The organism is Streptomyces sp. CC228A (assembly GCF_021390935.1).
In the GTDB taxonomy this organism is placed as follows: Bacteria; Actinomycetota; Actinomycetes; order Streptomycetales; family Streptomycetaceae; genus Streptomyces.
Genome location: NZ_JAJPUI010000009.1, coordinates 250,138 through 263,757, shown reverse-complemented (window position 1 = coordinate 263,757; position 13,620 = coordinate 250,138). Strand labels below are relative to the sequence as shown.

Annotated in this window: 11 protein-coding genes and 1 pseudogene; 4 read left to right on the top strand and 8 right to left on the bottom strand. The window is 73.6% G+C overall.

Features of this window, described 5'->3' with window-relative positions:
- Positions 1–59 precede the first annotated feature (59 nt).
- From guaB to L6E17_RS24705, 3 genes are all read right to left on the bottom strand, one after another.
- Complete coding sequence (gene guaB, locus L6E17_RS24715) at positions 60–1,565, bottom strand: IMP dehydrogenase (protein ID WP_236242898.1); 1,506 nt, start codon at positions 1,563–1,565, stop codon at positions 60–62.
- A gap of 228 nt (positions 1,566–1,793) precedes the next feature.
- A complete protein-coding gene (locus L6E17_RS24710) occupies positions 1,794–2,399 on the bottom strand; it encodes a sigma-70 family RNA polymerase sigma factor (RefSeq protein ID WP_071264083.1) in 606 nt (201 codons plus the stop codon).
- Positions 2,400–2,706: 307 nt separating this feature from the next.
- Entirely contained in the window at positions 2,707–3,318 is a 612-nt protein-coding gene (locus tag L6E17_RS24705) for a response regulator transcription factor (protein ID WP_003948568.1), read from the bottom strand.
- A gap of 414 nt (positions 3,319–3,732) precedes the next feature.
- On the opposite strand from L6E17_RS24705, the gene L6E17_RS24700 reads away from it, so the two are divergent.
- Positions 3,733–4,050 (top strand): WhiB family transcriptional regulator, encoded by a 318-nt coding sequence (locus tag L6E17_RS24700; protein ID WP_071264081.1) that lies wholly within the window; start codon positions 3,733–3,735, stop codon positions 4,048–4,050.
- A 469-nt stretch (positions 4,051–4,519) separates the two neighbouring features.
- Here the strand turns inward: L6E17_RS24700 and L6E17_RS24695 are convergent, their stop codons facing one another.
- Complete coding sequence (locus tag L6E17_RS24695; protein WP_236242897.1) at positions 4,520–5,422, bottom strand: LysR family transcriptional regulator; 903 nt, start codon at positions 5,420–5,422, stop codon at positions 4,520–4,522.
- Between the two features lie 117 nt (positions 5,423–5,539).
- Between L6E17_RS24695 and L6E17_RS24690 the strand changes: the two genes are divergently transcribed.
- Positions 5,540–6,223 carry an MOSC domain-containing protein gene (locus L6E17_RS24690; protein WP_236242896.1) on the top strand — a complete coding sequence of 228 codons (684 nt, stop codon included), beginning with the start codon at positions 5,540–5,542 and terminating at the stop codon, positions 6,221–6,223.
- A gap of 133 nt (positions 6,224–6,356) precedes the next feature.
- Positions 6,357–7,130 carry an SDR family oxidoreductase gene (locus tag L6E17_RS24685; protein ID WP_236242895.1) on the top strand — a complete coding sequence of 258 codons (774 nt, stop codon included), beginning with the start codon at positions 6,357–6,359 and terminating at the stop codon, positions 7,128–7,130.
- 498 nt (positions 7,131–7,628) lie between these two features.
- On the opposite strand, the gene groL is transcribed toward L6E17_RS24685, so the two are convergent.
- From groL to L6E17_RS24670, 3 genes and pseudogenes are all read right to left on the bottom strand, one after another.
- Entirely contained in the window at positions 7,629–9,260 is a 1,632-nt protein-coding gene (groL, locus tag L6E17_RS24680; RefSeq protein ID WP_236242894.1) for a chaperonin GroEL, read from the bottom strand.
- A 138-nt stretch (positions 9,261–9,398) separates the two neighbouring features.
- Positions 9,399–9,707, bottom strand: coding sequence for a co-chaperone GroES (gene groES / locus L6E17_RS24675; protein WP_020132158.1), 309 nt, complete (start codon positions 9,705–9,707; stop codon positions 9,399–9,401).
- A 342-nt stretch (positions 9,708–10,049) separates the two neighbouring features.
- Positions 10,050–10,933: pseudogene (locus tag L6E17_RS24670) on the bottom strand (polysaccharide deacetylase family protein).
- A 706-nt stretch (positions 10,934–11,639) separates the two neighbouring features.
- Between L6E17_RS24670 and L6E17_RS24665 the strand changes: the two are divergent.
- Positions 11,640–12,827, top strand: coding sequence for a class I SAM-dependent methyltransferase (locus L6E17_RS24665; RefSeq protein WP_236242893.1), 1,188 nt, complete (start codon positions 11,640–11,642; stop codon positions 12,825–12,827).
- Positions 12,828–13,328: 501 nt separating this feature from the next.
- Here L6E17_RS24665 and L6E17_RS24660 read toward each other — a convergent pair.
- Complete coding sequence (locus tag L6E17_RS24660) at positions 13,329–13,613, bottom strand: hypothetical protein (protein WP_236242917.1); 285 nt, start codon at positions 13,611–13,613, stop codon at positions 13,329–13,331.
- Positions 13,614–13,620 lie beyond the last annotated feature (7 nt).

Sequence of the window (13,620 nt, the reverse complement as noted above, 5' to 3'; positions counted from 1 at the left end):
GTGCGGTGGGCGCTGCCGGCCGGGGCGCGCGGGTGCCGTGGCGGCCGCGCGCGCCGCCGCTACTTGCGGGTGCTGTAGTTCGGCGCCTCGACCGTCATCTGGACGTCGTGCGGGTGGCTCTCCTTCAGGCCCGCGGACGTGATGCGGACGAACCGGCCGCGTTCCTGCAGCTGGGGGACGGTCCTGCCGCCGACGTAGAACATCGACTGGCGCAGACCGCCGACGAGCTGGTGGACGACCGCGGACAGCGGGCCGCGGTAGGGCACCTGGCCCTCGACGCCCTCGGGCACGATCTTCTCGTCGGACGCGACGCCCTCCTGGAAGTAGCGGTCCTTGGAGAAGGAGCGCTGCTCGCCGCGGGACTGCATGGCCCCGAGGGAGCCCATGCCGCGGTACGACTTGAACTGCTTGCCGTTGATGAAGAGCAGCTCGCCCGGGGACTCCTCGCAGCCGGCGAGCAGGGAGCCGAGCATCACGGTGTCGGCACCGGCGACCAGCGCCTTGGCGATGTCGCCGGAGTACTGGAGGCCGCCGTCGCCGATGACGGGGACGCCGGCCGCCTTGGCGGCGACGGACGCCTCGTAGATGGCGGTGACCTGCGGGACGCCGATGCCGGCGACCACGCGGGTGGTGCAGATGGAGCCGGGGCCGACCCCGACCTTGATCGCGTCGACGCCCGCGTCGATCAGCGCCTGGGCGCCGTCGCGGGTGGCGACGTTGCCGCCGATGACGTCGACGGACGCGTTCGACTTGATCTTGGCGACCATGTCGCCGACCAGCTTGGAGTGGCCGTGGGCGGTGTCGACGACGATGAAGTCGACGCTCGCCTCGATCAGCGCCTGGGCGCGCTCGTAGGCGTCGCCCGCGACACCGACGGCGGCGCCGACGAGGAGGCGGCCCTCCTTGTCCTTCGCCGCGTTCGGGTACTGCTCCGCCTTGACGAAGTCCTTGACGGTGATCAGGCCCTTGAGGAGGCCCTCGTCGTCGACGAGCGGCAGCTTCTCGATCTTGTGGCGGCGCAGCAGCTCCATGGCGTCCACGCCGGAGATGCCGACCTTGCCGGTGACCAGCGGCATGGGCGTCATGACCTCGCGCACTCGGCGGGTGCGGTCGGTCTCGAAGGCCATGTCGCGGTTGGTGACGATGCCCAGCAGCTTGCCCGCGGGGTCGGTGACCGGGACGCCGGAGATGCGGAACTTGCCGCACAGCGCGTCGGCCTCGGCGAGCGTGGCGTCCGGGTGGATCGTGATCGGGTCCGTGACCATGCCGGACTCGGAGCGCTTCACCAGGTCGACCTGGTTGGCCTGGTCCGCGATGGACAGGTTGCGGTGCAGGACGCCGACGCCGCCCTGCCGCGCCATGGCGATGGCCATGCGGGACTCGGTCACCTTGTCCATGGCGGCCGACAGCAGCGGGATGTTGATCCGGACGTTCCTGGAGAGCTGCGTGGAGGTGTCGATCTCGTGGGGCGCCATGTCGGACGCCCCTGGCAGCAGCAGCACATCGTCGTAGGTCAGCCCGAGTGTCGCGAATTTCTCGGGCACTCCGTCGACGTTGGCAGTCATGACACCTTCCCCATGGCCTTGATCGGTGCAGATGTCCATGCTAACGGGCCGCGCGGGTGTCTCATTCCACGAGCAAGATCAGCCGGAAGCTTTGGACGTTCACACGTATGACATCCGCCATAGCGACGGGCCCAGGACGGGCCCGGGTGGGGTGGCGGAGGCCCCCGGGTGCCCCGCGGGGTTCGGTGAGGGACCGCGGCCCGCCCGCGCTGCCGCCGGGCGGCGTGCTCACTGCTCGGCGAGCGCCCGGAGCCGGCTGAGCGCGCGGTGCTGGGCGACCCGTACGGCACCGGGGGACATGCCGAGCATCTGCCCGGTCTCCTCGGCGGTGAGCCCCACGGCCACCCGGAGCAGCAGCAGTTCGCGCTGGTTCTCCGGGAGGTTGGCGAGGAGCCTGCGGGCCCATTCCGCGTCGTCGCTGAGCAGGGCGCGCTCCTCGGGGCCGAGGGAGTCGTCGGGCCGCTCGGGCATCTCGTCGGAGGGTACGGCGGTGGAGCCGGGGTGCCGCATGGCCGCCCGCTGCAGGTCGGCGATCTTGTGACCGGCGATGGCGAAGACGAACGCCTCGAACGGCCGACCGGTGTCCCGGTAGCGCGGCAGGGCCATCAGGACGGCGACGCAGACCTCCTGCGCGAGGTCCTCGACGAAGTGCCGGGCGTCGCCGGGGAGCCGGTTCAGCTTGGTGCGGCAGTACCGCAGGGCCAGCGGGTGGACATGGGCGAGCAGGTCGTGGGTGGCCTGCTCGTCGCCCTCCACCGCGCGGTGCACGAGTGCGCCGATCGCCCCGGCCGCCGCGGGGGGCGCGGGAGACGTCGGCGTCTGGTCGTCGTGCATCGGTCCATGGTGCCTTGACCGCGTCTGCTCCGTGGCACCGCGTCCCGCCTTGTGCACCGAAGCGTTATGAGCAGGTGCGCCGGACGTCATCCCCTGCGCCCTCCCCTCCCGCTCGATCGACTCGTCCCCGAGGAGCTCCACCCCTCAAGGATGCGGCATCGCGCCGGAAACAGACATCAGGCGTGCGCCGCCCCGTCCGCCGCGGTGCGGACGGGGGCATCACGGGCATGACGGCCCCGGCGCCGGGGAGCGCCCCGGCAGCGGCGCTGTCCGCCCGCGGTGCGGGCGGGACCTCGCGGACACGGGCCTAGCGCACCAGGCCCCAGCGGAAGCCGAGCGCGACCGCGTGGGCCCGGTCCGAGGCACCGAGCTTCTTGAACAGCCGCCGGGCGTGGGTCTTGACCGTGTCCTCCGAGAGGAACAGCTCACGGCCGATCTCGGCGTTCGAGCGGCCGTGGCTCATGCCTTCGAGCACCTGGATCTCCCGCGCGGTGAGCGTGGGCGCGGCGCCCATCTCCGCGGACCGCAGCCGGCGCGGGGCGAGCCGCCAGGTGGGGTCGGCGAGGGCCTGGGTGACGGTCGCCCGCAGCTCGGCGCGCGAGGCATCCTTGTGCAGGTACCCCCGGGCGCCGGCGGCCACGGCGAGCGCCACACCGTCGAGGTCCTCGGCGACGGTCAGCATGATGATGCGGGCGCCGGGGTCCGCGGACAGCAGCCGGCGGACGGTCTCCACGCCGCCCAGACCGGGCATGCGTACGTCCATAAGGATCAGGTCGGAGCGGTCGGCGCCCCAGCGGCGGAGGACTTCCTCGCCGTTGGCCGCCGTCGTCACGCGCTCGACACCGGGCACGGTCGCGACGGCGCGCCGTAGCGCTTCTCGGGCAAGCGGGGAGTCGTCGCAGACGAGGACGGAAGTCATGACCGCCCTCCGCAGCTGATGCGCGTCACCTTGGGCCTCCAGGCTGGTTACGAATCGTCACCTGTGCGGTTGACGGCCCCGGACATCTGCCCGAGGGCCGGTTGCTTCAACCGCCTCCGCTCTCTCAACGACGGTCACCCGAAAGAGTTACGGGGACGGGCACCGACTCCAACACTCTACGTGAGGAGTCGCCTACGGAGGAGAGCGCCGCAGGTCATCGGCGTCTCGCTGTCACCCGACCGCCATCTCACACAGAGCTATGCCCCATTTAGCGCCTTTTCCTTCCCTTTGCTGGTGTCTGTGGCTAGATTCGCAATGAGTCATATTTACATCTACTGCGACAAGACGTCCGCGCAACGAGCCCCGCGGTGGGCTCAGTACCGACTCCGTACCGGTTACAAGGGGACATGCGCTATGGCAGATTTCTCCCGCCTTCCCGGACCCAACGCCGACCTCTGGGACTGGCAGCTGCTGGCTGCCTGCCGAGGGGTCGACAGTTCGCTCTTCTTCCACCCCGAGGGGGAGCGCGGCGCGGCGCGGAGCGCGCGTGAGAACTCGGCGAAGGAGGTCTGCATGCGATGCCCGGTCCGCGCGGAGTGCGCGGCCCACGCACTCGCCGTGCGGGAGCCCTACGGAGTGTGGGGCGGCCTCACCGAGGACGAGCGCGAGGAGCTGATGGGCAGGGCGCGCACCCGGCTGATCACGACGTCCGCGGCGGGCGGCAAGGGCTGAGCGCCCGGAACCCGCGCGGAGCGCCGGCGACGAGGGCAGGGGAGGACCGGGGAACAGGGCAGGACATGGAGGACCGGGGAAGGCCGGACGGGACCGGAGGGGCCGCCCCCGCGAAGCCATGCCGGACAGACCGCTGAAGGAACGTTTCAGCAGGCCCGCACGGAAGCCGTGCGGGCCTGTTGCGCGCCTCGGCCCTGTTGCGCGCGCCTGCTGTACGGGCCTGCCGTACGGACCTCTCCGGGGGCCGTACGCGTCCCCGCGGGCGCCGGCCGCCACGGCGCGCGCCCCCGCGCCGCGGCCGTACGGTGCTGCGCACCGCCGCGCAGAAGGCCGGTCCGGCCACGACGTGCGCGGGGCGGCAGCGGGGGTGTGGGGTCAGCGGGCGCGTCAGGCAGCAGGCCCGGGACCACCGCGCGTGGCGGCGGCAGGCCGGGGCGGTCGGGGGCGGCGTCGGCCGGCGGGTGGGGCGTTACGCGCGGGTCGCGGCGGCCGCGAGTTGGTCCAGGGTGGCCGCCACGGCCGGGACCTGCGCCAGGTCCGGGAGGGTGAGGGCGACGATCTCCCGCTCCACGCGCGGCTCCACCGCGACGGTCCGGGTGCCCCGGGGCCGTACGGAGGCGATGGCCAGCTCCGGGAGCACTGCCACGCCCAGTCCGGCGCCCACCAGTCCGACGACCGCCGGGTAGTCGTCGGTCGCGAAGTCGATGCGGGGCGCGAAGCCGGCGGTCCGGCAGACGTCCACCAGCTGGCGGCGGCAGCGGGGGCAGCCGGCGATCCACGGCTCATCCGCCAGTTCGCCGATGGTGAGGGAGTCCGCGCCGGCCAGCCGGTGGCCCTCGGGTACGAGGCTCACGAGCCGGTCGGTGAGGAGGGGGCGCACGACGAGGTCCTGCCACTCCGACTCGGCCGCCGCCCCGCCGCCGTACCGGAAGGCGAGCGCCACGTCGCAGTCGCCCTCGCGCAGCATCTCGACCGAGCGCGGCGGTTCGGCCTCGACGAGGGACACCCGGGTGCCGGGGTGGGCGGCGCGCAGGGCGGCCAGGGCGGCCGGGACGAGCGTGGAACTGCCGCTGGGGAACGACACGAGCCGGACCCGCCCGGCCCGCAGCCCCGCGATGGCGGCGACCTCCTCCTCGGCGGCGGTCAGCCCCGCGAGGATACCGGCGGCGTGCCGCACGAGCGCCTCGCCCGCCTGGGTCAGCCGCATCTCCCGGCCGGTGCGGACGAGCAGCGGGGTTCCGGCGGACGACTCCAGCGCCTTCATCTGCTGACTGACCGCGGGCTGGGTGCAGCCGAGCTCGCGGGCCGCCGCGGAGAAGGACCCGGTGGCGGCCACGGCGCGCAGGACGCGGAGGTGGCGGGCTTCGATCACCCCTCGACTATAAGGGCAGCTTGGGTGGGCGCCGCAATATTCGCTGCCCGCTTTGAGTCGATGCGGTAGCGTGCCCGACCGGAAGACCGCGCGAGGAGAAGCAGGAGGGGCAGCGCGATGAGCGACGGCACGGTGGGCGGACGGCTGCTGACGGTGAACGTGGGGCGGGCCAGGAGCGTCGACTACTCCGACGCGCCGAGTGGCGCCACGGGCATCGGCAAGTACCCGGTGGAGGGGCCGATACGAGTCAGCGACCCGGGACCGAAGGGCACCGGCGGGGGCGGTGTGGCCGGGGACGCCGTGTGCGACCTGCGCCACCACGGCGGCTCGGACCAGGCGGTGTACGCGTTCGCCCGGGAGGAGCTGGACCACTGGGAGCGGGAGCTGGGACGGCCGCTCGCCAACGGCGTGTTCGGTGAGAACCTCACGACAGCGGGACTGGACGTGGACGGGGCGCGGCTCGGGGAGCGGTGGCGGATCGGCGGGTCGCTGGTCCTGGAGGTGACGACCTCGCGCATCCCGTGCCGTACGTTCGCGAGCTGGCTGGGCGAGCGGGGCTGGGTGAAGCGGTTCACGGAGCGGGCCGCGCCGGGCGCGTACCTGCGGGTGGTCGAGCCGGGGGAGGTGCGGGCGGGCGATCCCGTGGAGATCGTGCACCGGCCGGACCACGAGGTGACGGTGGGGCTGGCGTTCCGGGCGCAGACGACGGAGCGGGAGCTGCTGCGCCGCGTCCTGGCGGCGGGTGACGCCCCGCACCCCGAACTCCGCGAGCGGGCAAGGAAGTACGCGGCCCAGGGCTAGGGAGCGCCCTCGCAGGAGCGTCGCCGTCCCGGGGCGGGCGGCGACGCGGTAGGGGGCGCACGACCTGACGGGGGTTGTGCGGGGATCGTGGGCGCGCGCCCGCGCGGGGGTGCGGGGCACTAACGTGCCGCGTATGACGAGTGCACTGATTACTGGCGCGACCGCGGGGATCGGGGCCGCGTTCGCGCGGCGCCTGGCGGCGGACGGCCACGATGTGGTCCTGGTGGCCCGCGATACGGACCGGCTGCGGGAGCAGGCGACCGAGCTGCACGACCGGCACGGCGTGGAGGCGGAGGTGCTGGCCGCGGACCTGGCGACCGACGAGGGGATCGCCGCCGTCGAGGCGCGGCTCGCCGACCGGAAGCGCCCGGTCGACCTGCTGGTGAACAACGCCGGGTTCGGCAACAAGGGCCGCTTCCTCGACGTGAAGATGGCGGACGAGCTGCGGATGCTGAAGGTGCACTGCGAGGCGGTGCTGCGGCTGACGTCGGCGGCGACGGAGGCGATGCGCGAGCGTCGGCGGGGTGGCGTGGTGAACGTCGCGTCCGTCGCCGCGTTCGTGCCGCGCGGCACGTACGGGGCGTCCAAGGCGTGGGTCGTGCAGTTCACGCAGGGCGCGGCGCGCGACCTGGCGGGCAGCGGGGTCCGGCTGATGGCGCTGTGCCCGGGGTTCGTGCGGACCGAGTTCCACCAGCGGGCCGGAATGGGCACGGACAACATCCCGGGGTGGATGTGGCTGGACGCCGACAAGGTGGTGTCGGAGGCGCTGGCCGACCTGGCCCGGGGCCGCACCCTGTCCGTACCGGACCCGCGTTACAAGGCGCTCATGGGCGTGGTGAAGCTGGCGCCGCGGGGGCTGCTGGGCGGGGTGAGCTCGCGGGCGGGCCGCAAGTACGGCCCGGCGTAGGCGTCGCACCGGGCGCGCGGGCCGGGGGCGGCGGGGGCGGCGGGCGCGATGCCGGGCTGGCCACGGGCGTTGGTTCAGGCGGGCGGGCCCGGTGTGTCAGGAGGCGTCGGGCGTGCGGGCGGGCGGTGTGTCGGGCGTCGCGTCAGCGGCTGCGTCGCGTCAGCGGCTGCGTCGGGCACGCGGACCGGCCGCATGGGGCGCCTCATCCGCCGCTGCGCCGGGCACAGGGGGTGGCCGCGTCGGGCGTACGGGCAGGTGCGCCGGGCGCGGCAAGTCGCCTGCAGGGTGACGGCCCGCAGATGGGTGCGGCGTGCGGGAGGGACGGGCCGGATGGCGACGGCCGCCCCTCGCGAAAGCGGCCCGGTCGACCAGGGGGCGGGGACGGTCCGTGCAGAGGAGGCCGTCCCGCTGCGTACGGCGGGCGTGCTCGCGCACGGGCGAGGCCCGGTGCCCCTGGGCGGGGCACCGGGCCTCGGTGCTCTGAACGTCCGTCAGACGTCAGTGGGAGTGGCCGTGACCGTGGCCGTGGCCGTGGCCCGCCTCGGCCTCTTCTTCCTTCTTCTCCACCACGAGGGTCTCGGTGGTGAGCAGCAGGGAGGCGATGGACGCGGCGTTCTCCAGCGCGGAGCGGGTGACCTTGACCGGGTCGATGACGCCGGCCTTCACCAGGTCGCCGTACTCGCCGGAGGCGGCGTTGTAGCCGTTGCCCTTCTCCAGCTCGGCGACCTTGGAGACGATGACGTAGCCCTCCAGGCCGGCGTTCTCCGCGATCCAGCGCAGCGGCTCGACGGCGGCGCGGCGGACGACGGCGACACCGGTGGCCTCGTCGCCTTCCTTGTCGAGGTTGCCCTCAAGGACCTTGACGGCGTGGACCAGCGCGGAGCCGCCACCGGAGACGATGCCCTCCTCGACCGCGGCGCGGGTCGCGGAGATGGCGTCCTCCAGACGGTGCTTCTTCTCCTTCAGCTCCACCTCGGTGGCGGCGCCGACCTTGATGACGCACACGCCGCCGGCCAGCTTCGCGAGGCGCTCCTGGAGCTTCTCGCGGTCCCAGTCGGAGTCGGTGGACTCGATCTCGGCCTTGATCTGCGCGACGCGACCGGTGACGTCCTCGGACTTGCCGGCGCCCTCGACGATCGTGGTGTCGTCCTTGGTGACGGTGACTCGGCGGGCACTGCCGAGCACGTCCAGGCCGGCCTGGTCGAGCTTGAGGCCGACCTCCTCGGAGATGACCGTGGCGCCGGTGAGGACCGCCATGTCCTGCAGCATCGCCTTGCGGCGGTCGCCGAAGCCGGGGGCCTTGACCGCGACCGCGTTGAAGGTGCCGCGGATCTTGTTGACGACCAGGGTCGACAGAGCCTCGCCCTCGACGTCCTCGGCGATGATCAGCAGCGGCTTCGAGGCGCCGGCCTGGATGATCTTCTCCAGCAGCGGCAGGAGGTCCGCGATGGAGGTGATCTTGCCCTGGTTGATCAGGATGTACGGGTCGTCGAGGACGGCCTCCATACGCTCCTGGTCGGTCACCATGTACGGGGACAGGTAGCCCTTGTCGAAGGCCATGCCCTCGGTGAAGTCCAGCTCCAGGCCGAAGGTGTTGGACTCCTCGACGGTGATGACACCGTCCTTGCCGACCTTGTCCATCGCCTCGGCGATGAGCTCGCCGACCTGCTGGTCCTGGGCGGACAGCGCGGCGACGGCCGCGATGTCGGACTTCTCCTCGATCGGGCGGGCCGTGGCGAGCAGCTCGTCGGAGACGGCCTTGACGGCGGCGTCGATGCCCTTCTTGAGGGCGGCCGGGGAGGCGCCGGCGGCGACGTTGCGCAGACCCTCCTTGACGAGGGCCTGGGCCAGCACGGTGGCGGTGGTCGTACCGTCACCCGCGATGTCGTTGGTCTTGGTCGCCACCTCCTTCACCAGCTGGGCGCCGAGGTTCTCGTACGGGTCCTCGAGCTCGACCTCACGCGCGATGGTGACACCGTCGTTGGTGATGGTCGGGGCGCCGAACTTCTTGTCGATGACGACGTTGCGGCCCTTGGGGCCGATCGTCACCTTGACCGTGTCGGCAAGCTTGTTGACGCCGCGCTCAAGGGCGCGACGGGCGTCCTCGTCGAACTTCAGGATCTTCGCCATGGGAGCGATTCAGCCCTCTCGGTACTCGGTGGAGAAAAAGGCGGCGCCCCTCGCCGCCCGGCGCAGGTGCGGCAGCACGGCATCGGGAGCCAGGGGCGCGACCTCAAGGCATCAAGGCATCAAGGCAGATGCGAGGTCTTACTTCTCGATGATCGCGAGCACGTCGCGGGCCGAGAGGACGAGGTACTCCTCGCCGTTGTACTTGACCTCGGTGCCGCCGTACTTGCTGTAGAGCACGACGTCGCCGACCTTCACGTCGAGCGGGAGACGCTCGCCGTTCTCGAAGCGGCCCGGGCCCACTGCCAGGACTGCGCCCTCCTGGGGCTTCTCCTTGGCGGTGTCCGGAATGACCAGGCCAGAGGCCGTGGTCTGCTCGGCGTCGAGCGGCTGGACCACGATGCGGTCCTCAAGCGGCTTGATGGCAACCTTGGAGCTGGTGGTCGTCACGATCCGACCTCCCCCTTCGGAGATCTCACGGGGTCTACTGTCTGAGGTGGCGACCAGGTGGATCCGTCGTCGCGGGTGCCGGACCTGCCCGTCGCTGTGTTGGCACTCTCCCTCGGGGAGTGCCAGAGCTGAGACTATGACCGCGATTAGCACTCGGTCAAGCGGAGTGCCAATTCGCCGCGGCGCGGCGCGGGAGCGGCCCCGCGGGACGGGGGCCGCGGGCGGGCCGGACCACCCGCGCCGCGGGCACCGTGAGCGGGTCCGCCGGCGCGGCGGCGGGGGCCCACCGGGCGCCGCGGCGGCCTGCCGTACGGCAAGCGGCACAGGGTGCCGGGTGCGGGGCTAGCCGACGTAGTCCTCCAGGCGGGCCACCGCGTAGCCGCGTGCGGTGATCGTGTCCATGGCCTGCCGGACCATGTCGGCCATCGTGCCCTTCCAGTGGGAGCGTCCGCGGAAGTGGGTCAGCACGATGTCGCCGGGGTGCAGGTCCCTGTCCCACTCGCGCCACTCCATGCGGTCGGGGAACGCCTCCGACGCCCACAGCGGCACCGCCTTGATGCCGCAGGACGCGGCGGCCCGCAGGGTGTCGCGGTTGTAGTTGCCGTACGGCGGGCGGAACAGGGTGGGCCGGGTGCCGAACCGCTTTTCGAGGGTGTCCTGCTGACCGCAGATCTCGCGCTTCTGCTCCGCGTACGACAGCGCCGGCATGTACCGGTGGTTGAGGGTGTGGTTGTGCAGGGCCACCCCTTGGTCCTGCATCCGCCGGAAGTAGCCGTAGTCCTCGCGTACGAGGTAGTCGCTGAGGAAGGCGCTGTACGGGATGTCCAGTTCGGCCATCATCCGCAGCAGCTCCGGGTCCTTCTCGGCGCCGTCGTCGATGGTGAGGAAGACGACGCGGTCCTCGGTCGGGACGGTGGTGAAGACCGGCGGCAGCGTGGGGTCCCCGACGCCGAAGCCCTTGCGGAAGGGGATGTCCGGTTTCACGGCGGGCGGCGCGGGAGGGGTCAACGGGGTCTGCTTGAGGCCCCACTTCTTCGCCGCGGCCACCCGTGCGGCCTGCGCCCGGCGGTAGCGCTCGACGTACGCGGTGATCGCTCCCGACGGCGTCAGCGGCTGCGCCTGCCGCCCACCGCCGGCTGGGCCCCGCCCAGGGCCGCCACCTCCGGTCCGGCGTCCCGCGCGCCGCAGGCCGTACCGAGCGACGCGGCGAGCAGGGCGGCGACCACGAACCGGCACCGGATCCTCCGCAGGCGCCGCTCCCGCGTGAGGTGCGGGAGCTGTGTGAGGCGCGGGAGCCGGGCGCGGTGCAGGAGCCGAGCGCGGTGCAGGAGCCGGGCGCGGTGCGGGAGCTGTGTGAGGTGCAGGAGCCGGGTGCGGTGCCGGAGCTGCGTCAGGTGCGGGAGCTGTGTGAGGTGGAGGCGCCGGGTGAGGCGTGGGAGGCGCACAAGGCGCGAGAGCTGCACAAGGCGCAAGAGCTGCGCAAGGCGCAGGTGCCCGATAAGCCGCAGGCGCCCGATGGGCCGCAGGCGCCCGGCGAGTCGCAGGTGCCCCGTGAAGCTCAGGCACCCGATGAGACGCGGGAGCGGCGTGAGGTGCAGGAGCCCCGCGAAGCGCAGGAGCCAGGTGAGGTGCAGGGGCGAGGTGAGCCGCGCCAGCCGGGCCGCCGCCCACCCCAGCGGGCCGGAGCGTCCGCGCGCCCCGGGCTTGCCCGGCTCGCACAGCTCCCCCGGCCTTCCCGGCCCCCCGGGCTTCCCGAGCCGTCCGAGGCACACCACGCAGAACGCCCGCCACACCCCGAATGACCCTCTTTGTCGTACTAGCTGCATGGCGCCGCATCCTGTCAGCGCGGCGGGTCCGCACCCGCCCGACACCGCCGCACGGTCCGCACCATCCCCCGCCCGGCCCACAGCGTCCGGTCACCGGTGGCCCAGAATGGGGCGGGTGACCGATCTCGCCGCCTTCTCCGCGCTGCTCACCGACGAGGGCCGGGCCCTGCTCGACGAACTGCGCGACTACGACCCCGCCCAGGAGCTGGCCGTCGCGTCCCGGCTGCGCCGCACGCACCCCACGGAGCTGGTGTCGGCGGCGCTGGGGCAGGCCCGGCTGCGCCAGCGGGCCGTGGCGAAGTTCGGCGCGGACGCCCACCGCATGTACTTCACGCCGCACGGCGTCGAGCAGTCCACCCGCAGGGCCGTCGCGGAGCACCGCGCGGCGGCCTTCGCCCGGCTGGGCGTGGGCAGCGTCGCGGACCTGTGCTGCGGCATCGGGGGCGACGCGCTGGCCCTGGCCCGGGCCGGCGTCCGGGTGCTCGCCGTCGACCGGGACCCGCTGACCGCGGCGGTGGCCCGCGCCAACGCCGCCGAGCTGGGCGTCGCGGACCTCGTGGAGGTGCGCTGCGCCGACGTGGCGGAGGTCGGCACGGCCGGGTACGACGCCGTGTTCGTGGACCCGGCGCGGCGCGGCGGCCGGGGCCGGGTGTTCGACCCGGAGGCGTACTCGCCGCCGCTGTCCTGGGCCGTCGACAAGGCCCGTACGGCCCCGCACGCGGCGCTCAAGATCGCGCCGGGCATCCCGCACGAGGTGATCCCGCGGGAGGCCGAGGCGGAGTGGATCTCGGACGGCGGTGACGTGAAGGAGGCGGTGCTGTGGTTCGGCACGGCCCCCGGGTCCGTACGGGCCACGCTGCTCCCCTCCGGGGCCAGCCTCGCGGCGGCCGGACAGCCGCCGGCGGCACCGGTCCGGCCGGTGGGGCGCTACCTGTACGAGCCGGACGGTGCCGTGATCCGGGCCCATCTGGTCGCGGAGGTGGCCCGCGAGGTCGGCGGCGGGCTCGTCGACCCGACCATCGCCTACGTGACGGCCGACGAGCTGCGGGCCACGCCGTACGCGACGGCGTACGAGATCACCGACACGCTGCCCTTCAACCTGAAGAAGCTGAAGGCGCTCCTGCGGGAGCGCGAGGTGGGCGTCCTGACGGTGAAGAAGCGGGGCTCCGCGGTGGAGCCGGAGGAGCTGCGCCGCAAGGTGAAGCCGAAGGGCCCGCACGCGGCGACGGTCTTCCTCACGCGGGTGGCGGGGGCTCCGACGATGCTCGTGGGCCACCCGGCGGGGCGGGCATAGGGGCCGGGGGCGGTCCTCCGGCCGAGTGAGGGTGCAGCGCGGCTTCCGGCAGGCCCTCGGCGCGCCGTGCCTGCCGCCGCGTGTGGGCGCCTACCCGCTCTGCGCGCCCCAGCAGGGCGTTCCCTGCCGCAGCGGCCGACCGCCCCCGGGGCGGTCCACCACACCGGCCGTGCGGCGCCGGCTGCCGGCGGAACCGAGACCGGGGCGCACCCGCCGAGGCACAGGCTTGGCCGCCCCTCCGCGGACCAGGCCGGTAGCCGGGCCGGGCGGCGGCAGGCGGGAGCGGGTCAGCGCCCACCGGCCGACGCCGCGCCCCGCAGGGCCCGCGGCCGCGAGCCCTGCGGCCGCGGGGACAGCCGGGACGCCCAGGGCGAGGGCCACGGGAGCACGCGCGACCGGCGGCCGCCGTGCTGTCGCGCCCTCCTCGCCACCGTGGGGCCCATCAACGGCGGACACCGAGCCGCCTCAGCGGGGCGCGTCGACGGCGGGCTTCCCGCCGCCTCAGCGGGGCGCGTCGGTGGCGGTGGGCGTGTCGAGGCCTGGGGTGGCGTCGACTCCGAGGGACGTGAAGCGCCAGCGGTGCACCGGGCGGGTGAGCAGCTCGGCCGGGGGGTCGGGGAGTTCCGGGACCCCGTCGCCGTCGCCTTCCCACCAGGTCAGGACCAGCACGCGGTCCCCGGTGGCGGTGAACGTCTCCCGGCGGAGCGGTACGGCGTCGAGGCGCTGGGCGCGCGCCCAGGCCAGCAGCTCCGGTCCCCGGCCGGCGACCGCCCGGGCCTCCCACATCAGGGTC

Excerpts from the sequence above, each read along its gene's own strand:
- guaB (WP_236242898.1), bottom strand. The coding sequence starts at position 1,565 with ATGACTGCCAACGTCGACGGAGTGCCCGAGAAATTCGCGACACTCGGG.
- L6E17_RS24710 (WP_071264083.1), bottom strand. The coding sequence starts at position 2,399 with ATGCACGACGACCAGACGCCGACGTCTCCCGCGCCCCCCGCGGCGGCC.
- L6E17_RS24705 (WP_003948568.1), bottom strand. The coding sequence starts at position 3,318 with ATGACTTCCGTCCTCGTCTGCGACGACTCCCCGCTTGCCCGAGAAGCG.
- L6E17_RS24700 (WP_071264081.1), top strand. The coding sequence starts at position 3,733 with ATGGCAGATTTCTCCCGCCTTCCCGGACCCAACGCCGACCTCTGGGAC.
- L6E17_RS24690 (WP_236242896.1), top strand. The coding sequence starts at position 5,540 with ATGAGCGACGGCACGGTGGGCGGACGGCTGCTGACGGTGAACGTGGGG.
- L6E17_RS24685 (WP_236242895.1), top strand. The coding sequence starts at position 6,357 with ATGACGAGTGCACTGATTACTGGCGCGACCGCGGGGATCGGGGCCGCG.
- groL (WP_236242894.1), bottom strand. The coding sequence starts at position 9,260 with ATGGCGAAGATCCTGAAGTTCGACGAGGACGCCCGTCGCGCCCTTGAG.
- L6E17_RS24665 (WP_236242893.1), top strand. The coding sequence starts at position 11,640 with ATGGGGCGGGTGACCGATCTCGCCGCCTTCTCCGCGCTGCTCACCGAC.
- L6E17_RS24660 (WP_236242917.1), bottom strand. The coding sequence starts at position 13,613 with ATGTGGGAGGCCCGGGCGGTCGCCGGCCGGGGACCGGAGCTGCTGGCC.